Origin of the sequence: Stenotrophomonas sp. STK17_22 (genome assembly GCF_051983905.1) — a bacterium.
Classification (GTDB): domain Bacteria; phylum Pseudomonadota; class Gammaproteobacteria; order Xanthomonadales; family Xanthomonadaceae; genus Stenotrophomonas; species Stenotrophomonas maltophilia_A.
This window is the reverse complement of record NZ_CP197010.1, coordinates 1944968-1966417: the sequence shown is the minus strand read 5'-3', so window position 1 is coordinate 1966417 and position 21450 is coordinate 1944968. Positions and strand designations below refer to the sequence as shown.

Annotated in this window: 17 protein-coding genes and 1 pseudogene; 8 read left to right on the top strand and 10 right to left on the bottom strand. The window is 65.9% G+C overall.

Annotation, left to right across the window (positions count from 1 at the left end; all coding sequences use genetic code 11):
• Nucleotide 1: 1 nt before the first annotated feature.
• From ACSYS9_RS09150 to cmk, 6 genes are all read right to left on the bottom strand, one after another.
• Entirely contained in the window at nucleotides 2–991 is a 990-nt protein-coding gene (locus ACSYS9_RS09150) for an MraY family glycosyltransferase (protein ID WP_049399455.1), read from the bottom strand.
• 3 nt (nucleotides 992–994) lie between these two features.
• Nucleotides 995–2173 carry a lipopolysaccharide assembly protein LapB gene (gene lapB / locus ACSYS9_RS09145; RefSeq protein WP_005416232.1) on the bottom strand — a complete coding sequence of 393 codons (1179 nt, stop codon included), beginning with the start codon at nucleotides 2171–2173 and terminating at the stop codon, nucleotides 995–997.
• Between the two features lie 6 nt (nucleotides 2174–2179).
• A complete protein-coding gene (locus ACSYS9_RS09140) occupies nucleotides 2180–2464 on the bottom strand; it encodes a LapA family protein (protein WP_010484569.1) in 285 nt (94 codons plus the stop codon).
• Nucleotides 2465–2541: 77 nt separating this feature from the next.
• Nucleotides 2542–2847, bottom strand: a complete 306-nt coding sequence (locus ACSYS9_RS09135) for an integration host factor subunit beta (protein WP_005409286.1) — start codon at nucleotides 2845–2847, stop codon at nucleotides 2542–2544.
• A gap of 87 nt (nucleotides 2848–2934) precedes the next feature.
• Nucleotides 2935–4620, bottom strand: a complete 1686-nt coding sequence (rpsA, locus tag ACSYS9_RS09130; protein WP_005416230.1) for a 30S ribosomal protein S1 — start codon at nucleotides 4618–4620, stop codon at nucleotides 2935–2937.
• Between the two features lie 198 nt (nucleotides 4621–4818).
• Nucleotides 4819–5496: a (d)CMP kinase gene (cmk, locus tag ACSYS9_RS09125; protein WP_032130077.1), complete on the bottom strand. Its 678-nt coding sequence runs from the start codon at nucleotides 5494–5496 to the stop codon at nucleotides 4819–4821.
• A gap of 197 nt (nucleotides 5497–5693) precedes the next feature.
• On the opposite strand from cmk, the gene ykgO reads away from it, so the two are divergent.
• From ykgO to ACSYS9_RS09095, 6 genes are all read left to right on the top strand, one after another.
• Nucleotides 5694–5819: a type B 50S ribosomal protein L36 gene (gene ykgO, locus ACSYS9_RS09120; RefSeq protein ID WP_005409283.1), complete on the top strand. Its 126-nt coding sequence runs from the start codon at nucleotides 5694–5696 to the stop codon at nucleotides 5817–5819.
• 176 nt (nucleotides 5820–5995) lie between these two features.
• Nucleotides 5996–6295: a hypothetical protein gene (locus ACSYS9_RS09115; RefSeq protein WP_227837998.1), complete on the top strand. Its 300-nt coding sequence runs from the start codon at nucleotides 5996–5998 to the stop codon at nucleotides 6293–6295.
• 39 nt (nucleotides 6296–6334) lie between these two features.
• Complete coding sequence (locus tag ACSYS9_RS09110; protein WP_005413039.1) at nucleotides 6335–7372, top strand: agmatine deiminase family protein; 1038 nt, start codon at nucleotides 6335–6337, stop codon at nucleotides 7370–7372.
• A 162-nt stretch (nucleotides 7373–7534) separates the two neighbouring features.
• A complete protein-coding gene (locus ACSYS9_RS09105) occupies nucleotides 7535–8422 on the top strand; it encodes a carbon-nitrogen hydrolase (protein WP_071228964.1) in 888 nt (295 codons plus the stop codon).
• Nucleotides 8423–8436: 14 nt separating this feature from the next.
• On the top strand, nucleotides 8437–8967 hold the full coding sequence (locus tag ACSYS9_RS09100) for a GNAT family N-acetyltransferase (RefSeq protein WP_071228965.1): 531 nt from the start codon (nucleotides 8437–8439) through the stop codon (nucleotides 8965–8967).
• A 4-nt stretch (nucleotides 8968–8971) separates the two neighbouring features.
• The gene (locus ACSYS9_RS09095) at nucleotides 8972–10192 is read left to right on the top strand and encodes a TraB/GumN family protein (RefSeq protein ID WP_143048236.1); all 1221 of its coding nucleotides are present in this window, start codon (nucleotides 8972–8974) and stop codon (nucleotides 10190–10192) included.
• Between the two features lie 225 nt (nucleotides 10193–10417).
• On the opposite strand, the gene ACSYS9_RS09090 is transcribed toward ACSYS9_RS09095, so the two are convergent.
• The 3 genes and pseudogenes from ACSYS9_RS09090 to ACSYS9_RS09080 all read right to left on the bottom strand — a co-directional run bounded on the left by ACSYS9_RS09090 (nucleotide 10418) and on the right by ACSYS9_RS09080 (nucleotide 18165).
• Nucleotides 10418–13498 carry an efflux RND transporter permease subunit gene (locus tag ACSYS9_RS09090; RefSeq protein ID WP_071228967.1) on the bottom strand — a complete coding sequence of 1027 codons (3081 nt, stop codon included), beginning with the start codon at nucleotides 13496–13498 and terminating at the stop codon, nucleotides 10418–10420.
• Nucleotides 13495–17017: pseudogene (locus ACSYS9_RS09085) on the bottom strand (efflux RND transporter permease subunit). Before ACSYS9_RS09085 ends, ACSYS9_RS09090 begins: the two are co-directional and overlap by 4 nt.
• A complete protein-coding gene (locus ACSYS9_RS09080; protein WP_071228969.1) occupies nucleotides 17014–18165 on the bottom strand; it encodes an efflux RND transporter periplasmic adaptor subunit in 1152 nt (383 codons plus the stop codon). The pseudogene ACSYS9_RS09085 and the gene ACSYS9_RS09080 overlap by 4 nt, the downstream one beginning before the upstream one ends.
• Before the next feature lie 206 nt (nucleotides 18166–18371).
• On the opposite strand from ACSYS9_RS09080, the gene ACSYS9_RS09075 reads away from it, so the two are divergent.
• On the top strand, nucleotides 18372–18761 hold the full coding sequence (locus tag ACSYS9_RS09075; RefSeq protein WP_005413034.1) for a c-type cytochrome: 390 nt from the start codon (nucleotides 18372–18374) through the stop codon (nucleotides 18759–18761).
• A gap of 9 nt (nucleotides 18762–18770) precedes the next feature.
• Nucleotides 18771–19232 carry a c-type cytochrome gene (locus ACSYS9_RS09070; protein WP_006361215.1) on the top strand — a complete coding sequence of 154 codons (462 nt, stop codon included), beginning with the start codon at nucleotides 18771–18773 and terminating at the stop codon, nucleotides 19230–19232.
• 287 nt (nucleotides 19233–19519) lie between these two features.
• On the opposite strand, the gene ACSYS9_RS09065 is transcribed toward ACSYS9_RS09070, so the two are convergent.
• Complete coding sequence (locus ACSYS9_RS09065) at nucleotides 19520–21403, bottom strand: ATP-binding cassette domain-containing protein (protein WP_071228970.1); 1884 nt, start codon at nucleotides 21401–21403, stop codon at nucleotides 19520–19522.
• Nucleotides 21404–21450: the final 47 nt, after the last annotated feature.

Genomic DNA, 21450 nt, shown 5'->3' with positions numbered 1-21450 from the left:
GTCAGGTATTTCCTTTTGGGTGGCGCAATCCATTGCGCAGGAGGAGCCAGAGGACGCTCAGCGCAATGAACCACGCGATCGCCACGGCAGCCTCCCACCTCGGCTGCAAATTGGAGCAGACATTAAGCACTGTAATACTGAACAGGCCCAAAGCAAAGTACATCCCTGTTACCTGGGCGTGACTGGCTCCTGCCTGCACCGCGCGCTGGTAGACATGCTGGGTATGGGGTTCCATCCAGCGTTGTCCGGAAATGATGCGCGCCAACAGTGTGAAGCCCGCGTCCACAAGGAACGGCGATGCCGACACCAGCAGCAGGATCCAGTGGATATCGGTCTTGACGCTGGCCAGTGCCAGCACTGCCGCCACCGCGTAGCCCAGCGCGCCACTTCCGACATCGCCCATGAAGATCCGGGCCCGCGGGAAGTTGAACGGCAGGAAGCCCAGGCAGGCCAGGCCCAACGCGACCGCCGCCAGCGAGTACGGCCAGGGCAGCAGCGGTGCAAGCCCCAGCGCGACCACGATCGCCTGGCTGGCCGCGATGCCGTTGATCCCATCCATGAAATTCCAGATGTTGATCAGCGAGGCGGTGAACAGCAGGACCAGTACGGCCAGCAGCCAGCTGCCACCGTGGACCTTGACCAGCGCAGCCAGCAGCGCGGCGGCGATGAAGTGCACCATCAGGCGGCGCATGGCCGGCAGCGGCCGGTGGTCGTCCCACCAGCCGATACCCGCCACCAGCGCCAGGCCAAGGCTGGCGACCAGCAGGCTCGGACGCGCTTCGGGCCAGGCCCACATGGCAACACCGGCGGTCACCAGCAGGCTGATGACAATGGCGATGCCACCGCCGCGAGGGGTGGCCACGCTATGGCTGCGGCGCTCGCCCGGCTGGTCAAACAGTTGCCGCCGCAGCGCATAGCCCCGCGCTGCCCAGGTCAGTGCCGCACTCAGCAGGGCCAGGCCCAGCAGCGCGCCCATCACGAGCCACGGCATGGATCAGAGCACCGCGTAGTTCAGCAGCGGCTTGACCGTACCCCACTCCTTGCAGCTCGGGCACTGCCAGTGGTGGGTGCGCGCACCGAAACCACAACGGGTGCAGCGATAGGCCGGATTGCGCACCAGCAACTGGTCGGTGATGTGCTTGAGGTCGTGCAGGGTCGCCGTGGAATCGGCGCCTTCAGCCAGGGTCAGGTCGATCAGCGCGGACTCGCCACGCACCGACGGGCGATCCTTGAGCTGGCGGCCCAGGTAGGCACGGGCTGGCGCCACGCCCTCCTGCTCTTCCATCAGGCGGGTCAGCGCCAGCACCGGGGCGATGCCGCGGTAGTGCTCGGTCATCTCCGACAGGAACGCGCGTGCGCCTGCCAGATCGCCGACCTTGCGGTAGTTCTGCATCAGCGCCGGCAGCAGCTCCGGCAGGTATTCGGGGTCGTTGCGCGCGGCACGCTCGAAGGCGCGCACGGCCGCTTCCGGATTGCCGGCATCGGTTTCCAGGCGTCCTTCAATGATGCCGGCACGTACCGACATCGCATCGGCCTGGTAGGCCCGGGCAATCGCTGCCCTCGCCTCTTCCAGCTTGCCAGCACCGCGGAAGCGTTCGGCCAGTTCGCACTCGAACTGCCCGATCAGCTTGCCCATCGGCTCGCCGGTGACGTCCTCGAAACGGGTCGCGTTGTCGATCGCCTTTTCCCAGTCGCGCTCGGCCTGGTAGATACCGATCAGGTGCTTGAGTGCCTGCGGAGCACGCTGATCCAGCTGGGCCAGTTCGGTGAACACGGTCTCGGCGCGGTCCAGCAGGCCGGACTTCATGTAGTCCTCGCCCAGTGCCAGCAGCGCCTGCACGCGTTGCGCATCGCTGAGGTCGTGGCGGTTGACCAGGCCCTGGTGGAGGCGGATGGCGCGGTCGACTTCGCCGCGGCGGCGGAACAGGTGGCCCAGCGCGACCTGGGTCTCGAAGGTTTCCTTGTCCAGCTCGGCGATGTGCAGGAACAGCTCGATGGCCTTGTCCGGCTGCTCGTTGAGCAGGTAGTTCAGGCCGCGGAAGTAGGTGCTGGACAGGCGGCTGACCTGGCTGTCACCGTGGCGTTGACCACCACGCCGTCCGATCACCCACCCGGCCAGTGCGGCCAGCGGAACGAACAGGAAGAACCAGAACCACTCGGTGACGAAATCCATCTTCGATCAGCGTCCATCAAAAGATTGGGGGGAAGCAACCGGTGCCGGCGTGGCGACAGCGGACTTGTTGGCGCGGCGCAACTGGCTGTAGAGCGGAATGACCACGCTCACCAGCACCAGGCCGGCACCGACGATGACACCCACCAGCAGCGCGGCGATCAGGGCCACGCCCACCGAGGTATGCAGTTGGGTAAACAGCAGGTTGATCGACATCGCGGTCATGTTGACCGCACCGATGATCAATCCAAGGATCAGAACCGCCAGCAGGACCAGCAGACGAAAAACCTTCATGCGACAGCTCCAGTGGCAGGAGTCCGTAGCTTATCCGACTCGCGGCTGGATTCGCACGCGGTGGCGCGACGGGAGGCTCAGGCCGGATCGGCGTCCAGCGGCAGCACACTGCTGACCCGCTCACGCAGTTCCTTGCCCGGCTTGAAATGAGGGACGTGCTTGCCCGGCAGGGCAACCGATTCGCCGGTCTTCGGGTTGCGACCCAGGCGCGGCGGACGATAGTGCAGCGAGAAGCTGCCAAAACCACGGATTTCGATGCGATCGCCGGCGGACAGCGATCCGCCCATCATTTCCAGCAACGACTTCACCGCCAGATCGACATCATCGGCCTTCAGGTGCGCCTGGCGGCGCGCAAGGATTTCGATCAGTTCGGATTTGGTCATTACCGGCTCACATCAGGGGTATCTCAGCCTGAAACGGCCCGGGCAATGCCCGGGCCGTCCAGGAAACAACGAACAGCGTAAGGCCGATTACTCGGACTTGTTGCCGTTCAGCTGTGCACGCAGCAGCGCGCCCAGCTGGGTGGTGCCGCTGGAAGCCGAAGAGGACTGGTATTCCTCCAGCACTTCGCGCATTTCAGCGTCGTCCTTGGCCTTGATCGACAGCTGCAGGGTACGGCCCTTGCGGTCCATGCCCACGAACTTGGCTTCGACCTTGTCGCCGACCTTCAGGTGCTGGGTGGCGTCGTCAACGCGCTCGTTGGCGATGTCGCGTGCCGAGACGTAACCTTCGATGCCGTCAGCCAGCTCGATGATCGCGCCCTTGGCGTCGACTTCCTTCACCACGCCTTCGACCTTGGAGCCCTTCGGATTGGCAGCCATGTACTGGCCGAACGGATCCTGCTCCAGCTGCTTCACGCCCAGGGAGATGCGCTCGCGCTCCGGATCGACAGCCAGGACGACGGCGTCCAGGGTATCGCCCTTCTTGAAGTTGCGAACGACGTCTTCGCCGGTGGTGTTCCAGCTGATGTCGGACAGGTGGACCAGGCCGTCGATGCCGCCGTCCAGGCCGATGAAGATGCCGAAGTCGGTGATCGACTTGATCTGGCCCGACACCTTGTCACCCTTCTTGTGGGTGGCAGCGAAGGTTTCCCACGGATTGGCGGCAACCTGCTTCATGCCCAGCGAGATACGGCGACGCTCTTCATCGACGTCCAGCACCATCACTTCGACTTCATCACCAACCTGGACAACCTTGGACGGGTTGACGTTCTTGTTGGTCCAATCCATCTCGGAGACGTGCACCAGGCCTTCGACGCCCGGCTCGATCTCAACGAACGCACCGTAATCGGTGACGTTGGAGACCTTGCCGAAGACGCGGCTGTTGGCCGGGTAACGACGGCCGATGTTGTCCCACGGATCCTCGCCCAGCTGCTTCAGGCCCAGCGAAACGCGGTTGCGCTCGCGGTCGAACTTCAGCACGCGGACGTCCAGCTCGTCGCCGACGTTCACGACTTCCGACGGGTGACGCACGCGCTTCCACGCCATGTCGGTGATGTGCAGCAGGCCGTCGATACCGCCCAGGTCCACGAACGCGCCGTAATCGGTCAGGTTCTTGACGACACCCTTCAGGATCGCGCCTTCCTGCAGCTTGTCCATCAGCTGCTCGCGCTCTTCCGAGTGCTCGCTTTCGACGACAGCGCGGCGCGAGACCACGACGTTGTTACGCTTGCGGTCCAGCTTGATGAGCTTGAACTCGAGTTCCTTGCCTTCCAGGTAGGCCGGATCGCGCACCGGGCGCACATCGACCAGGGAACCCGGCAGGAAGGCGCGGACATCCTTGATGTCCACGGTGAAACCACCCTTGACCTTGCCGCTGATGCGGCCGGTGATGGTTTCGTTCTTTTCCAACGCTTCTTCCAGCTCGTCCCACACCATCGCGCGCTTGGCCTTCTCGCGCGACAGGACGGTTTCGCCGAAGCCGTTCTCGATCGAGTCGAGGGCGACCTTGACGATGTCGCCTTCGGCGACGTCGATTTCGCCAGCGTCGTTACGGAACTGTTCGATCGGCACGATGCCTTCGGACTTCAGGCCAGCGTTGATCACCACGACGTCGCCGCGGACTTCAACAACGGTACCGCTGACGATGGCGCCCGGCTTCAGCTTGGCCAGATTGGCCTGGCTGGCTTCAAACAGTTCGGCAAATGATTCGGTCATTAGATTTACTCTGTTGGACACATGGGTCGGTGGCGTCCCCTTCAGGGGAATGGCGACCGCCCGCCTGTTGGTCGACCCCGGAAACGCAGGTCGTGTGTAGTAGGAAAACCGCCACGCATCATTGCGCGACGGAGCTTGTACAGCACTGCTATGCGCGACCACCACCGATGCTGCTGGCAGTGCTCCCGCGCGAACGGATCAGGCAGCCGGAACCGGAAGCAGATCCATCACTCTGGCAACGACATCTGCGATGCCGATGCCTGTGGTGTCGATGAGGACAGCATCGTCTGCCGGCTTCAGGGGCGCCACGGTACGCTGAGCATCACGGGCGTCGCGGGCCATGATCTCGCGCAGGAGGTCATCAAAGTTAACAGAAACCCCCTTGTCTTTCAACTGCTTATGCCGGCGCTCGGCGCGCTCCTCGGCACTGGCGGTCAGGAAGACCTTGTAGGAGGCGTCCGGGAAGATCACCGTGCCCATGTCGCGGCCGTCGGCGACCAGGCCGGGCAGCTCCCTGAATGCGCGCTGGCGCTCCTTTAGGGCAGCCCGGACCTCGGGAATGGCGGCGATGGCCGAGGCCAGCGCGCCGGTGGTCTCCAGGCGCAGCTCGTCGGTGGCATCGGTCCCGTTCACCATGACCCGCATGGCTTCACCCTGCTCGACAAACTGAACGTGGGTATCAAAGGTGCAGCGGACCAGCGCCGAGGCATCGGAGGTATCGATGTCGGCCCAGCTCGCGGCCACGCCCACTGCCCGGTACAGCGCGCCCGAATCCAGGTAATGCCAGCCCATGCGGCGCGCGATGATGCGGCTGATGGTACCCTTGCCAGCCCCTGAAGGGCCGTCGATGGTCAGGACGGGAGCGAGTGGATTCATGGGGTTCCCAGAGCGTGTGAAGGGGTCATTCTAGCCCCTGTCAGACGCCCCCAATGGGATCTTTTGTGCAACCACTTGAAACCACGAGGAAAAGCCCGGTAGAATGGCGGGCTTGAACGAGCGTCAACTGCCGATTGTCTTTCGCATATCGCGGCCACGCTCCACCCGAACAACTACTGTTTACGCCGAGGTATGCCATGAAAGTCCTGTCCTCCCTGAAGTCGGCGAAGGCCCGTCACCGTGACTGCAAGGTCGTGCGTCGTCGTGGCAAGATCTTCGTCATCTGCAAGTCGAACCCGCGTTTCAAGGCGCGTCAGCGCTAAGCCCAACAGCCTTCGCGGCTGCGGCTGGCCCTACGCGGGGCCGACCCGATGCAAAAAGCCGCCTTCGGGCGGTTTTTTGTTTATGCGGCTTTTTCCTGCCGTTTTTGCTGTAATCGCCTTTCTTGACCACTGGGGAGTAGATCGAGATGAAGCGTTACCTGTCCGCCCTGGCCGTGATGGCCACCCTGGCCGCCGCCACGCCGGCGCTGGCCGATACCCTGCTTGTAGACCGTGCCCGCGAGAAGCCGGCCGGTGCCCTGCCCGTGCGCGGCCAGAGCATGCAGCAGGTACAGGCGCAGTTCGGCGCGCCAAGCGAGCAGCTGCAGCCGCGTGGCGGGCAGAAGCGGCAATGGCCGACCATCAACCGCTGGGTGTACCCGCAGTTCACTGTCTACTTCGAGAAGCAGAAGGTGATCGACGTGGTGGCCAACCAGGCGGACCCGAACGAAATCGGCCCGAAACCGCCGATCCGTTGATCCCTTTACCCGCCCTGGGCGGGCCTGTGTAGCGAGACCATGAACCAGACCCTTCGTTTTCCTGCCGAGTGGGAAGCCCAGAGCGGCGTCCTGATTGCCTGGCCCACCGCCGACACCGACTGGGCCGACCGCCTGGGCCAGGTGGAAGAGACCTACATCGCGCTGGTCGCGGCCATCACCCGCTTCCAGCCGGTGCTGATCTGCGTGGCCGACGACGATGTGGAGACCTATGCCGAGATGCGGCTGCGCTCCAACCGCATCGACATGGACAAGGTCCACTTCACCACGGCGGCCTACGACGATACCTGGTTGCGCGACTCCGGCCCGATCACCCTGCGCCGTGCCGACGGCGGCTTCCAGCTGCTGGATTTCCGCTTCACCGGCTGGGGCGGCAAGTTCGACGCCACCCTGGATGACCAGCTGGTGGGCGTGCTCGACCAGGCCGGCGTGTTCAACGACGCACCGGTGCGCAGCATTCCGTTCGCGCTGGAAGGCGGCGGCATCGAAACCGATGGCGAAGGCACCCTGCTGACCACCTGGAAGTGCCTGCACGAGCGCCACCCGGACCGCGACCGCGCCAGCCTGAGCGCCGACCTGGCCGACTGGCTGCAGCAGGACCGCGTGCTGTGGCTGGACCACGGCTATCTGGAAGGCGACGACACCGATGCGCACATCGATACCCTCGCTCGCTTCGCCTCGGCTGACAGCATTGTCTACCAGGCCTGTGACGACGAGAGCGACTCGCACTACGCCGAACTGCAGGCGATGGGCAATGAGCTGGCCGCGCTGCGTACCAAGGATGGCCAGCCGTACCGCCTGTTCCCGCTGCCGTGGGCACAGCCGGTGATCGACGAAGGCCGTCGCCTGGCTGCCTCGTACGCCAACTACCTGATCGTCAACGGCGCGGTGCTGATGCCGGCCTATGGCGATCCGGCCGATGACCTGGCCCGCGACGTGCTGGCACAGGCACACCCGGGTCGCGAGATCGTGCAGGTGCCCTGCCGCTCGCTGATCTGGCAGAACGGCAGCCTGCACTGCATCACCATGCAGCTGCCGGAAGGGTTGTTGAAGGCCTGAGGATGGGTAGTGCCGGCCGCTGGCCGGCAACCATGCAATGTCTGATGGATTGACGGGGTTGCCGGCCAGCGGCCGGCACTACCAGCACCCATTCAGCGGCCGACACGCCGTCGCCGCCCATCCGCGCTAACATGCAGGTTTTCCCCCGCAGGAACGCCCCGCATGAACTCGCGCAGCCCCCTTACCGTCGCCCTGATCCAGGAGCGCAACCACGGTGATGCCGCCGCCAACCTGGCGGTGATCGAAGCACGCGTGGCCGAGGCGGCTGCGCAGGGTGCCAAGCTGGTGCTGCTGCAGGAACTGCATAACGGCCCGTACTTCTGCCAGCACGAATCGGTGGACGAGTTCGACCTGGCCGAGCCGATCCCGGGCCCGAGCACCGAGCGCCTGGGCTCGCTGGCGAAGAAGCATGGCGTGGTGCTGGTCGGCTCGCTGTTCGAGCGCCGCGCCGCCGGCCTGTACCACAACACCGCCGTGGTGTTCGAGAAGGACGGCACGCTGCTGGGCAAGTACCGCAAGATGCATATCCCGGACGATCCGGGCTTCTACGAGAAGTTCTACTTCACCCCGGGCGACATCGGTTTCAAGCCGATCGATACCTCGGTGGGTCGCCTCGGCGTGCTGGTGTGCTGGGACCAGTGGTACCCGGAAGCGGCACGCCTGATGGCGCTGGCCGGCGCCGAGCTGCTGCTGTACCCGACCGCGATCGGCTGGGACCCGGACGACGTGCAGGACGAGAAGACCCGCCAGCGCGACGCCTGGGTGCTGAGTCACCGCGGCCACGCCGTGGCCAACGGCCTGCCGGTGCTGAGCTGCAACCGCGTCGGCCATGAAGCCTCGCCGCTGGGCGCATCGGGCATCCAGTTCTGGGGCAACAGCCACGTGCTCGGCCCGCAGGGCGAATTCCTGGCCGAAGCCGGCACCGACGCCACCGTGCTGCTGTGCGATGTCGACCTGCAGCGCAGCGAGCACGTGCGCCGCATCTGGCCATTCCTGCGCGACCGTCGCATCGACGCGTACGGTGACCTGCTCAAGCGCTACATCGACTGAGCCGGAGCCCGCGCATGGCCGTCCTCATCCGTGATGCCGGCCCGGCCGACATCGCCGCGATCACCGCGATCTACGCGGTGGAAGTGACCGACTTCGTCAACACCTACGAGTACGACATCCCGGACGCGACCGAGATGCTGCGCCGTATGCGCGACATCATCGATCGCGGCTTCCCCTACCTGGTCGCCGAGATCGACGGCCAGGTGGCCGGCTATGCCTACGCCAACACCTACCGCACCCGCGTTGCCTACCAGTGGACCGTGGAGAACTCGGTCTACGTCGATGCCCGCTTCCAGGGCCAGGGCGTGGGCACTGGCCTGCTCCAGGCCCTCATCGACGCCTGCGTGGCGCGTGGCTACCGGCAGATGGTGGCCGTGATCGGCGAACCGACCAATGCCGCCTCCATCAAGCTGCACGAACGCTTCGGCTTCGAGCTGGTCGGCGTGTTCCGTGGCCTCGGCCGCAAGCATGGCCGCTGGCTGGATACCGTGCAGATGCAGCGCGCGCTCGGCGATGGCGCCGACACCGCACCTTCCAATGAATGAATCCATGACTGAAACCCTTCCTGACACCGGCGACGACCTATTCGCCGGCCAGCCGGTGCGCGTCGTCGAACGCGACGGCGTGCGCTACACCCTGCTGGGCACTGCCCACGTCTCCCGCGCCAGCGTCGAGGCGGTGGAAAAAGCCATCGACAGCGGCCGCTTCGATGCCGTTGCCGTTGAACTGGACCCGCAGCGCCTGCAGGCCCTGAGCGATCCGGACACGCTGGCCAAGCTCGATCTGGTCGAAGTGATCCGCAAGGGCCGCGTGGCCCTGTTCGCCGCCAACCTGGCGTTGTCCGCCTATCAGCGCCGCCTGGCCGAACAGCTCGACATCGAGCCGGGCGCCGAACTGAAGCGCGCGGTGGAACTGGCGCGCGAGCGCAACCTGCCGGTACACCTGATCGACCGTGAAGTCGGCCTGACCTTCCGCCGTGCCTCGCAACGGCTGGGCTTCTTCGGCAAGCTGAAGCTGGTTGCCGGGCTTGGCGCCGGCCTGTTCTCATCCGAGGAAGTGGGCGAAAACGAGATCGAGAAGCTCAAGCAGGGCGACATGCTGGAGTCGAGCTTCGGCGAGTTCGCCAGCGAGAGCCCGGCGCTGTACGAGACCATCATCGGTGAGCGTGACCGCTACATGGCCACGCGCCTGCGCGAAGAACACGATCCGCAGCAGCGTGAGGTGCTGGCAGTGGTCGGTGCCGGTCACCTTGCCGGGCTGGCCCGCTACCTGGAAACCGACACCGAAGCACCGGCACCGCTGCGCGCCGAGCTGGAAGCGGTGCCGAAGAAGCGCAACATTCCGTGGTTCACGCTGGGCATCCTGGCCATCGTAGCGACCGGCATCGGCGTAGGTTTCTACCGCGGTGGTCTGGGCGTGGGCACCGAACTGCTGGCGACCTGGGCGATGTATACCGGCGGCCTCGCCGGCCTGGGCTGCCTGCTGGCCGGCGGCCATCCGCTGAGCATCCTCACCGCGATCGCGGTGGCGCCGTTCAAGCCATTCCGCCTGAGCATCCCGACCGGCGCATTCTCGGCGCTGGTGGAAGCGCGCCTGCGCAAGCCGGCGTATGAGGACTTCCTGAAGCTGCGCGACGATGCGCAGAGCCTGAAGGGCTGGTATCGCAACCGCGTCACCCGCGTGGTGCTGACCTTCATGCTGACCAACATCGGCAGCATGCTGGGCCTGTGGCTGACCACGTTCAAGGTGTGGGGCAAGGTCGCCGGTTGATTGCAACGCCCCGCCGGGCATGGCCCGGCGCTACCGGCCGCACGGCGTCTGCGCGCGCGACCGGCAGGTGCCAACCTTGGTTGGCACGCTTTACGCCGACCGCAAAGATCGGCCGAGCATGCTCTGCGCAGAACATCAAAAAAAAGGGGGAGGCCGCCCCACTACGACCGGCCTCCCCCACACCACAACACGTTGGCGCGCATTACGGTCGAGCAAGCTCGACCACTACACCGGGGTACCCGGCACGATCTCCAGACCGCGGGCGCGGCGGATCAGTCGCGTGACCGCACTGCGCAGGTCATCCAGCACTGCATAGATCGTCGGCAGGAACAGCAGGCTGACCACGGTCGAGAACGCCAGGCCGCCGGCAATCGCGCGCGCCATCGGCGCGTACTCCGGGCCGTTGCCGAACATCTGCGTACTGGTCAGCGAGATCGGCACCATCGCCAGGATCGCCGTGCCCATGGTCATCATGATTGGCCGCAATCGCTCGCGTGAGCCCTCCACCAGCGCCTGGGTGCGTCCCATGCCGCCGCGCCGCAGGTTGTTGATGTGCTCGATCATCACGATGCCGTTGTTCACCACCACACCCATCAGCACCAGGATGCCGATGAAGGACATGATCCCGAACGAGGTGCCGGTGATCCAGAACAGCCAGAACACACCGAAGATCGAGAACAGCACGCCACTCATGATCGCCGCCGGGAACAGCAGCGACTCGAACACCGCCGCCATCACCACGTAGATCATTACCAGCGCGATCAGCAGGTTGAACACCATCTGCTGCATCGCTTCGTCGTCGTTGCCGTAGTCACCGCCATCGAAGGTGAAGCCATAGCCGGCCGGGAAGTTCATCGGCTTGAGCACCGACTCCATCGCCTTGCGGCCATCCGGCGCGGTGACCTTCTCGGCCAGGTTGGCCTTGATGGTCAGCGTGGTCTGGCGGTTGGTGCGTCCGATCTGGGTGGCTGACGAACCAACGTCGACGGTGACCAGGCTCAGCAGTGGCACGCTGCGGCCATCGCCGGTGCGCACGCTGAAACCGGCCAGGTCTTCCGGGCTGCTCTGCTCGGCACCGGCGAAGCGCACCCATACCGGCACTTCGTTGTCGCCGCGGCGGAACTCGCGCATCGGTGCACCGCGCAGCGCCAGGCCGACGAAGCTGGCTACCTGTTCGGCATTGAAGCCGAACGCCGCCGCACGCTCGCGGTCGACGCGCACCTTCAGTTCACCACCCTTTTCGCCGTTGTCGATGCGCACATCGCGCAGCTCGGCGCGCTGGGCCAGCAGCGGCACCACTTCCTGGCCGATCTCCTGCAGCATCGAACTGGAGTCGCCGACCAGCTGCACCTGCACGCCCTGGTTGCCGCCACCGCCGCCATCACCGCCCTGGTTGCCAACGAAGTAGTCGGTGCGGGCCGACTTCGGCAGGCCCTTGCGCAGCTCTTCCTGCAGCGCCTTGATGTCCTTGGCGTACTTTTCGTCCAGGGTGACCACGGTGGAGCTGCCTTCCTGCTCGCTGTACCAGGAATACACCTGCTTCACGTGCAGGCGCTCGCGGTTGGCGTCGATCCAGTTCTCCACCCGCGCCACTTCCTCGGACATCTGCCGGTAGGTGTAGGCGCCCTTCCACATGTAGCCGATGAAGATGTCCTTGCCGCCGTCACCACCGAACATGTCGACCTTGGTCAGCTTCATCGGCACCAGGCTGACCAGCACCACCAGCACGATGCCGAGCAGGCTCCAGCCGCGATGGCGCAGCGACCAGTCCAGCAGTGTCGCGTAGCGCCGCTGCAGGCGCGCGATCACGCCGGTCTGCGAGTGCACCAGCTTCGGCGTGGCCATGCGCGCGGACAGCATCGGGATCAGGCTGACCGCGACCAGCCACGAGGCCAGCAGCGAGACCGAGATGGTGATCGCGATCTGTGCCATGAAGATGCTGATGTTGTTGGTCTCGCCGAACAGGTTCGGCACGAACACGATACAGTGGCACAGCGTACCGGCGCTGAGCGCGATGGCCACGTTGCGGGTGCCGATGATCGAGGCCAGCTGCGGCTGCCCCGGCATGCGCTCGCGCTCCTGGTAGATGCTCTCCACCACCACCACGGCGTTGTCGACCAGCATGCCCACCGCCAGCAGCAGGCCCATCATGGTCAGGATGTTCAGCGTCACCCCGACGAAGTACATGAAGCCCAGGGTGATGGTGAAGCAGATCGGAATGGCCAGGGTCACCATCAGCGTGGACGGCCAATGGCGCAGGAAGAAGAACAGCACCGTGATCGACAGGATCAGGCCGACCGCACCGGCTTCGGCCAGTTCCAGCAGCGAGGAGGTCACCGCCTTGCCCTGGTTGTCGATCACCTTGATCTGCACGTCGCGCATCGACGCTTCGGCACGGATGGATTCAACCTCGGCCAGTGCCGCGCGCGACACCTCCACCAGATTGGCACTGCGCTCCTTGAAGATGTCCAGGCCGACCGCCGGGTTGCCGTCCAGGCGCCGCCCGTAGTTCATCCGCGCCGGTTTCAGGCGCACGTCGGCTATATCGCCCAGGCGCAGGCCCTTGGCGTTGATCACCAGATCGCGCATTTCCTGCAGGTCGGTGATCTCACCCACTGGCTGCACGCGCACGCGCTGGCCGTTGTCGTCGATCTGCCCGGCCGAGATCGAGAAATTCAGCGTGCGCAGGCGCTCGCTCAGTTCATTGATGCTCAGGCCGTGCGCGTTGAGGCGGTTCGGATCGATGGCGATCTCCACCTCGTTCGGCGGCGCACCGGTGATGTCGACACGGGCCACGCCGGGAATGCGCTCGATGCGCCGCTTGAACTCGCGGTCGAGCATGTCATAGGCGGTGGTCAGGTCGGTGGTGCTGGCCAGGCGCACCTTCAGCACCGGCTGGTCGCTGCTGGACCACTTGAACACGTTGTAGCGCTGCAGGTCATCGGGCAGGTCGCTGCGGATCGCATCGATGCGCTCGCGTGCATCGGAGGCGGCGATGGCGATGTCGCGGTCCCAGTCGCTGAACTCGATGAAGATCAGCGCCGCTTCGGAGGTGGCCGACGAGCGCATGCGCTTGATGCCGGTCATCGTCGCCAGCGATTCCTCCACCGGGCGGATGATGGTCCGCTCCACTTCCTCCGGCGTCGAACCGGTGTACGGGATCTGCACGAACAGGAACGGCGCGGAGATGTCCGGCAGCGCTTCCAGCGGCAGCCGGAACGAAGCGATCAGGCCGATCACCACCAGTGACACGAAACACATGATGGTGGTGACCGGGCGGCGGATGGAGAACTCGGCAACACTCATGCCGGTTCCTCCGTACCCGCCGCACTGCCCACTGCACCCGGCTCGATCTCACCGGCATGCTTGCGGCCACGTTCGCGGTAATACGCATCGCCACGACGGTCCATCAGGTCGTACACCACCGGGATCACCAGCAGGGTCAGCAGGGTCGACACCAGCAGGCCGCCGATCACGGTGATCGCCATTGGCGCGCGCACTTCAGCGCCCTCACCCATCGCCACCGCCAACGGCAGGAAGCCGAACAGCGTGCACAGCGTGGTCATGATGATCGGCCGCAGGCGCGAGCGCGCGCCTTCCACCAGCGCCTCGTGCTTGGCCACGCCGGCCTCGCGCAGCTGGTTGACCTTGTCGATCAGGATGATCGCGTTCTTGGTGACCAGGCCGACCAGAAGGATCAGGCCGATGAACACCACCACCGAGATGGGCTTGCCGGTCAGCATCAGCGCCAGGATCGCACCGACCAGCGCCAGCGGGATGGTGAACAGGATCACGAACGGGTGCAGCAGCGATTCGAACTGCGAGGCCATCACCAGGTAGACCAGGAAGATCGCCAGGCCGAAGGCGAAGATCAACGACTTCGCCGCCTGCGCCAGCTCCTCACCCTGGCCACCGATGTGCAGGCCGACACCCGCACCCAGCGGCTGCTCGGCGACCATCTGCTGCACTTCGCGCATGGCCGCGCCGAGGTCGATGTCGCGCAGGTTGGCCGACACCACCGCCACCCGGGTCTGGTCGGCACGGTGGATCTCACTGGGGCCGGTGGTGGCAATCACCTCGGCCACCGCGTCCAGCGTGACCGGACGGGTGCTGCCCGGGTTGACGATCAGCCGGCGGATGCTCTCCACGCTGGCGCGGTCGCCCTCCTGCGCACGCACCAGCACGTCGATCTTGCGGTCACGGAAGCTGTAGCGGGTGGCGACATCACCGCGGACCTTCTTCACCACCACGTCGGCGATCTGGCGGGTGGTCAGGCCGAGCGCACCGGCGCGTTCCTGATCGAAGCGGATCTGGATTTCCGGGAAGCCTTCTTCCACCGTCGACTTCACGTCGGCGTAGTGCACGTTGCCGCGCAGCATCGCCGCCAGGCGCTGGCCGGCCACTTCCAGCGTGGCCATGTCCTGCCCGCGCAGCTCGATTTCCAGCGGCGTGGAGAAGCTGAACAACGCCGGCCGCGCGAAGTCGACCTGTGCCCCCGGATGCTGGCCCATGGTGTCACGCAGGCGCTCGGTGATCTCGGCCTCGGTGCGTGCATTGCCACCGCCTTCCATCACCACGGTCAGCTTGCCGATGTTCTCGCCGCTCTCGGTGGGGCTGGCATCCAGGCGGGTGCCGCTGCCGCTGACACCGTACAGCGACGCCACGCCTTCGCCCTTGCCGTGTGCCAGCTGCAGCTCGCGCACCAGTGCATCGGTCTGCTTCAGCGGCGTACCGGCCGGCAGCTTCACCGTCATCTCGAAACGGTCCTGCGCCAGCTGCGGAATCAGGTCGGCACCGAGCATCGGCACCAGCGCCATGGTCGCCACGAAGATGATCGAGGCCACGCCCAGCACCTTGCCCGGGTGCGCCAGTGCGCTCGGCAGCAGGCGCAGGTAGCCACGCTCGGCGCCGGCGTAGGGCTTCATCGCCAGATCGCTGGCCTTGCGCATCACCGGGCCGACCACCGCCACCACGCCACGCCACGCCCGCACGACCAGCCACGCCAGCGCGTAGAAGCTCCAGCGCGCAGTCGCCACGGCGCCACGACGGCCCAGCGCCACCGGCTTCTGCCAGTGGTTCTGCGGTTGCCACGGTTCGTTCGGCGCTTCTTCCGGGAACGCCAGCGGCGGCCGTCCCTTCAGCGAGCTCAGCATCGGGATCAGGGTCATCGACACCAGCAGCGAGATCGCGATGGCGATCGCCACGGTCAACGCCTGGTCGCGGAACAGCTGGCCAGCGATGCCATCGACGAACACCAGCGGCAAGAACACCGCGATGGTGGTCAAGGTGGAGGCGACCACCGCCATGCTCACTTCGCGGGTACCGACGATGGCGGCCTGCAGAATGCCCAGGCCACGCTCGCGGGCCTTGGCGATGCTCTCCAGCACCACGATCGAGTCATCCACCACCAGGCCGGTGGCCAGTGCCAGACCGCCCAGCGACATCACGTTCAAGCTCAGGCCGAGCTGGCCCATGAAGAAGAACGTGGCGATGATCGAGACCGGCAGCGACAGGCTGATCACGAACGTGCTCCAGGCCATCACGCAGGAACAGGAAGATGATCAGGATCGCCAGCAGGCCACCGATCACCGCATCCTTCTTGACGTCGGCGATGGCGTGCTCGATGAAGCGCGACTGGTCCTCGATGGTGGTCATCTCGACGTCGGACGGGAACGTGCCCTTGATCTGCTCCAGGCGCTTGCGCAGCGCTTCGGCGGTGGACACGGTATTGGCGTCGCCTTCTTTGTAGATCGCCAGTTCGACCGATTCCTTGCCGCCCAGGCGGATCACCGCTTCGCGCTCCTTGTAGCCCTGACGCACGGTGGCCACGTCCTTCAGGCGCACCGGCACACCGTTGGCGACCACGCTGGAACCACCGCCGGACGATGCGCTCTGCGCCGCCGATGCCGCCGCGATGGCTGCCGCCGAACCGGTCGACGCGGCGATGTTGAACATCTGCTGCAACGCCGAGTCGGCCGCGCTGCCGTTCGACGCCTGGGTGGTGACCAGCAGGTTGCGGATCTCCTCCAGATCGGCGAACTGGTTGACGGTGCGCACCAGGAAGCGCTGCGAGCCCTCCTCCAGGCGGCCGCCGGAGATGTTGATGTTCTCGTCCTTCAGGCGCTTGATGACGGTGTCGATCGGCAGGTTCAACTGGGCCAGCTTCTGCTGGTCGATGTCGACCTGGATCTCGTCCTCGAGGCCGCCACCGACCTTGACCGCCGCCACGCCGCTGACCGGCTCCAGCTTCTTCTTCAGGTCTTCATCGGCATAGCGGCGCAGGCCGGTCAGCTCACGGACCGCATCGGCATCGCTGGTCGGCGCCACCTTGTTCGACAGCACCAGGCGCATGATCGGCTCGGTGGACGGATTGAAGCGCAGCAGCACCGGGGCCTTGGCCTCCAGCGGCAGGTTCAGCGCTTCCATCTTGTCGCGCACCTCCAGGCTGGCCTGGTCCATGTTGGTGCCCCAGGCGAACTCCAGCACTACATCGCTCTGGCCGGTGCGCGAGACCGACTTCAGCTTGCGCAGGTTCTTGACCACGCCGACCGCTTCTTCAACCGGCTGGGTGATCAGGGTTTCGATTTCGGTCGGCGCCGAACCGGTGTACTCGGTGCGCACGGTCAGCGTCGGGTAGCTCAGGTCGGGCAGCAGGTTGACCTTGAGGTTGCCCAGCGCGATCAGGCCAAACAGCAACAGGGTGACCGTGCACATGGCGATGGTCACGCGGCGGCGGGTGGCGAATTCCACCAGGCCGCCGCGCATGCTGGCGGCGGCGCCGTCGCTCGCCGGCGAGGCACCGTGGTCGTGGCCCGGGGCGGTCATTGCTTGCTCCCGGCCTTGTCTGCCGGCTTGGCGGCCGCTGCGACCGTCTTCGCCTTTGCCTTCGGATCGGCGATCACCTGCACTGCGGTGCCGTCGCGCAGGGCGACCTTGCCGGCGGTGACCACCTGATCACCGGCCGCCAGGCCATCACGGATCTCCACCCACGGGCCCTCGGCGTAACCCAGCTTGACCGGAACGCGTGCGACCTTGCCTTCGCGCACCCGGAACACCGCCGGCTCACCATCGTCGAGCAGCGCCAGGCGCGGCACCACCAGCGCATCGGCACGCTGGTCGTAATCGATGCGGATGCGACCGAACATGCCGGGCTGCAACGCGTGCGCGGCGCCATCGAAGGCACTGACCACGCGAAACGTACCGCTGCCCGAATCCACCACCGGTGCGATGCGGTCGACGGTGCCGGTGAAGCTCTGCCCCGGCAGCGCATCGGCAGCCAGCGTCACCGGCTGGCCGGCGCGCAGGGTGGCCAGCTCGCGCTCGGGCACGTTGAGGGTGGCTTCCAGCCACGAGTTGTCGACGATGCGGAAGATCGGCGTGTTGATCTGCACGAAGTTGCCGGTCTTGATCGAGCGCGAGGCGATCACGCCGGAGATCGGCGCCACGACGGTGGTGTAGGACAGCTCCAGCGTGGCCAGGCGGTACTGCGCGCGGACGTTTTCCAGGTCGTAACGCAGCTGGTCGACATCGGCGGCGCTGACCATCTGCTGGCCCACCAGTTTCTGCGCGCGCTGGTAGTTGTTTTCCAGCTTGCGCATCTGCGCTTCGCTCTGCGCCACAGCCAGCCGAGCACGGTCCGGGTCCAGACGCACCAGTGGCTGGCCGGCAGTGACCCGCTGGCCTTCTTCGACCAGCACCGCCAGCGCCACGCCGGAGGTCTTGGCCACCACCTGCGACTCGGCGCGTGGTTCCAGCGCAGCGGTGCCGGTGTAGCTGGCCGCGACGGCACGGTGGCTGGCCACGGCCACTTCGACCGGGACCGCATCGACCTTCTTCTCCTCCTTGGTCTCGGCGGCCTTGGCTTCGGAATTGGGCCCTGCAGCGCAACCGCCCAGCAGCAGGGAGGTGGAGATCAGCAGTGCGGCAGCGCAGATTCCGCTGCGACGGCCGGACAGGAAGGTTGAGTGCGACATCGTCAGATCCCTGGAGGATGCGTGGACAGGTGTGGTAGCAAAGTAATGCACCACTTCACGGCAACACCATATCCCAAAGGTCATGGTGTCTTCGTGCCACTGGTCGGCCCGCCCCCCATTTCAGCTAGATGAAACCTGGGGCTATACTCGGGGCGTTCCGTACCCCACGCCGGAACGACCAGACCCGAATCCCCGGAAACGACACCATGCGCCCGCAGCCGCTCGCCGCTTGTCTCGCTCTGGCCGTCCTCCTGCCCCTTGGGGCCGCCGCACAGCCCGCTCCTGCACCTGCCACACCTGCCCCGGCCCCGGCTCCCGCCGCTGCCCCGGCGCCTGCCGCCCCCACCGGCAACTTCGACAATGGCCGTGTCCTGGCCTACACCTGCCAGGGGTGCCATGGCATCACCGGCTACAAGAACGCCTACCCCAGTTACCGGGTGCCGAAGATCGGCGGCCAGACCCAGCAGTACCTGGCCCAGGCCCTGACCGAGTACCGCCAGGGCAAGCGCAGGCATCCGACGATGCAGGCGCAGTCGATGAGTTTCAGCGAACAGGAGATCGCCGATCTCTCTGTTTACCTGTCCACCGTCAAGTAAGGCCCGCCCATGTCGAAAGCCGCGCATCCGATGCGTCACGCCATCGCCCTGTCCGTTGCCCTGCTGCTGGCCGCCTGTTCACAGTCGCAGGTGGAAAACAGCGAGAAATCCGCCGCCGACCCGGGCCATGCCAGCGGCGAACACGGCTCTTCATCCTCCGCCGGCCTGCCACCAGGTCGCGAGGCCGCCGGTGAAGCCCGCGCCAAGGTGAAGAGCAAGGCCACCAACCAGAGCTGCATCGACTGCCACGGCGCCGACGGCAACGCGCCGATCGATGCGACCTACCCGAAGCTGGGTGGGCAGTACGGTGATTACCTGGCGCATGCGCTGCAGGCCTACCGTGCCGGTGACCGCCAGCATGCGCTGATGACGCCACAGGCGAAGGACCTGAGCGATCAGGACATCGCTGATCTGGCGGCGTATTTCGGCAGCCGGCCGAGCCAGCTGCGGGATCTGCACGGGGTTAAATGACCACGCTGCGCGGATCATGACTGCTGCAATCTGAGGCGTTCATGGGCGTTACTTTTCTTTGCGCGCAAAGAAAAGTAACCAAAAGAAACGCTCCGCCGTCCGCGAGCCGATGCTGCGCACCGGCACCCTGCGCTCCTCGGCCCACCGAGGGACGGCGCGGGAACTCGCTACGCTCAGACACCCGCGCCTCTTCGCCCTCGCCGGACCTGCGGTGCTCGGCTCGCTTCAAGGCGGAATCAGATCAAAAGCCACAGCCGACCGCCGGGCGAGACGGCCGTGGCAGGCGCTCAGCCTTCCAGCTCTTCCCAGCGCGCGTACGCGGCATCCAGCTCGGCCTGCACCTTGGCCAGCTGCTGGGTGTGCGCGGTTACTTCGGCACTGCTGCGGGTGTAGAACGACGGGTCGTTCATCGCCGAGGTCAGCCCTTCGACGTCGCCTTCCAGCTTCTCGATGGTCTTCGGCAGCTGCTCCAGTTCGCGCGCTTCCTTGTAGGCCAGCTTGCGCTTGGGCGCAGCCGGAGCAGCGGCCGTGGCGGCCGGTGCAGCAACCGCCGGCTTGGCTGCTGCCGGGGCCGCGGCAAGTGCAGCCACGCTGGCCGCATAGCGCTGCCAGTCGCTGTAGCCGCCGACGTACTCGCCGATCACGCCGTCGCCTTCCATCACCAGCGTGGAGGTCACCACGTTGTCGATGAAGTCACGGTCGTGGCTGACCAGCAGCAGCGTGCCGGTGTACTCGCCCAGCAGCTCTTCCAGCAGCTCCAGGGTTTCCACGTCGAGGTCGTTGGTCGGTTCGTCCATTACCAGCAGGTTGGACGGCTGCGCGAACAGCTTGGCCAGCAGCAGGCGGTTGCGCTCACCGCCAGACAGGCGGGTGATCGGCGCACGCGCGCGCTCCGGCGTGAACATGAAGTCCTGCAGGTAGGCATGCACATGCTTGCGCTTGCCGTTGAATTCGAGGAAATCACGGCCCTCGGCCACGTTCTCGATGGCGCTCCAGTCTTCGCGCAGCACCGCGCGGTACTGGTCGAAATAGGCGATCTGCAGGTTGGTGCCGGGATTGACTTCACCCTTCTGCGGCTGCAATTCGCCCAGCAGCAGCTTCAGCAGCGTGGTCTTGCCGCTGCCGTTGGGACCGATCAGGCCGATGCGGTCGCCGCGCAGGATGGTGGTGCTGAAGTCACGGACCATGGTGCGCTCGCCGAAGGCGAACGAAATGTCCTTGACGTCGATGACCTTCTTGCCCGAGCTGACGCCCTGCGCGGCTTCCATCTTGACGTTGCCGCTGAGGTCGCGGCGCTGCGAGCGTTCGGTACGCATCGCCTTCAGGCGACGTACGCGGCCTTCATCGCGGGTACGGCGCGCCTTGATGCCCTGGCGGATCCAGACTTCTTCCTGCGCCAGCAGCTTGTCGAAGCGGGCGTTTTCCTGCGCCTGCGCATTGAGGCGTTCCTCGCGGCGGCGCTCGTAGTTGGCCCAGTCGCCCGGCCAGCTGGTGACCTGGCCGCGGTCGATCTCGACGATGCGGGTGGCCAGTGCACGCAGGAAGCGGCGGTCATGGGTGACGAACACCACGCTGCCGCTCCAGCCCTTCAGGAACGCTTCGAGCCAGTCGATGGCCTCGATGTCCAGGTGGTTGGTTGGTTCGTCCAGCAGCAGCACGTCGGGGCTGGACACCAGCGCGCGGGCCAGCAGCACGCGGCGCTTCATACCGCCGGACAGACGACCGAACTCGGCCTCGCCGTCCAGGTCGAGCTTGGTCAGGGTTTCGCTGACGCGCTGGTCCAGGCCCCAGCCGTTGGCGGCGTCGATCTTGGCCTGCACGTTGCCGAGCGCTTCGCCATCGAACACCTCGGCATGGCTGAGGTGGTGGAACTCGGCCAGCCACTGGCCCAGTTCGCCGAGGCCATCGGCCACGACATCGAACACCGAACCGGCGGCGCCGTCCGGCACTTCCTGCTCCAGGCGGGTGACACGCACGCCCTGCTGCACGCGGACTTCGCCGTCATCGGGCTTGTGGTCGCCGGACAGCAGCTTGAGCAGGGTGGATTTGCCGGCGCCGTTGCGGCCGATCAGGGCGATGCGTTCGCCCGGCTCGATCGACAGTTCGGCCTTTTCCAGCAACAACGGGCCGCCGACGCTGAAGTCGACGTTCTGTAGGGTAATCAGAGGCATCCGCCTATTGTACGGGTTGGCGGGCGCGCTTGGCGGAGGCTAGGCCG

Coding starts and splice junctions, on each gene's coding strand:
- ACSYS9_RS09150 (WP_049399455.1), bottom strand. CDS start 991: ATGCCGTGGCTCGTGATGGGCGCGCTGCTGGGCCTGGCCCTGCTGAGT.
- lapB (WP_005416232.1), bottom strand. CDS start 2,173: ATGGATTTCGTCACCGAGTGGTTCTGGTTCTTCCTGTTCGTTCCGCTG.
- ACSYS9_RS09140 (WP_010484569.1), bottom strand. CDS start 2,464: ATGAAGGTTTTTCGTCTGCTGGTCCTGCTGGCGGTTCTGATCCTTGGA.
- ACSYS9_RS09135 (WP_005409286.1), bottom strand. CDS start 2,847: ATGACCAAATCCGAACTGATCGAAATCCTTGCGCGCCGCCAGGCGCAC.
- rpsA (WP_005416230.1), bottom strand. CDS start 4,620: ATGACCGAATCATTTGCCGAACTGTTTGAAGCCAGCCAGGCCAATCTG.
- cmk (WP_032130077.1), bottom strand. CDS start 5,496: ATGAATCCACTCGCTCCCGTCCTGACCATCGACGGCCCTTCAGGGGCT.
- ykgO (WP_005409283.1), top strand. CDS start 5,694: ATGAAAGTCCTGTCCTCCCTGAAGTCGGCGAAGGCCCGTCACCGTGAC.
- ACSYS9_RS09115 (WP_227837998.1), top strand. CDS start 5,996: ATGGCCACCCTGGCCGCCGCCACGCCGGCGCTGGCCGATACCCTGCTT.
- ACSYS9_RS09110 (WP_005413039.1), top strand. CDS start 6,335: ATGAACCAGACCCTTCGTTTTCCTGCCGAGTGGGAAGCCCAGAGCGGC.
- ACSYS9_RS09105 (WP_071228964.1), top strand. CDS start 7,535: ATGAACTCGCGCAGCCCCCTTACCGTCGCCCTGATCCAGGAGCGCAAC.
- ACSYS9_RS09100 (WP_071228965.1), top strand. CDS start 8,437: ATGGCCGTCCTCATCCGTGATGCCGGCCCGGCCGACATCGCCGCGATC.
- ACSYS9_RS09095 (WP_143048236.1), top strand. CDS start 8,972: ATGACTGAAACCCTTCCTGACACCGGCGACGACCTATTCGCCGGCCAG.
- ACSYS9_RS09090 (WP_071228967.1), bottom strand. CDS start 13,498: ATGAGTGTTGCCGAGTTCTCCATCCGCCGCCCGGTCACCACCATCATG.
- ACSYS9_RS09080 (WP_071228969.1), bottom strand. CDS start 18,165: ATGTCGCACTCAACCTTCCTGTCCGGCCGTCGCAGCGGAATCTGCGCT.
- ACSYS9_RS09075 (WP_005413034.1), top strand. CDS start 18,372: ATGCGCCCGCAGCCGCTCGCCGCTTGTCTCGCTCTGGCCGTCCTCCTG.
- ACSYS9_RS09070 (WP_006361215.1), top strand. CDS start 18,771: ATGTCGAAAGCCGCGCATCCGATGCGTCACGCCATCGCCCTGTCCGTT.
- ACSYS9_RS09065 (WP_071228970.1), bottom strand. CDS start 21,403: ATGCCTCTGATTACCCTACAGAACGTCGACTTCAGCGTCGGCGGCCCG.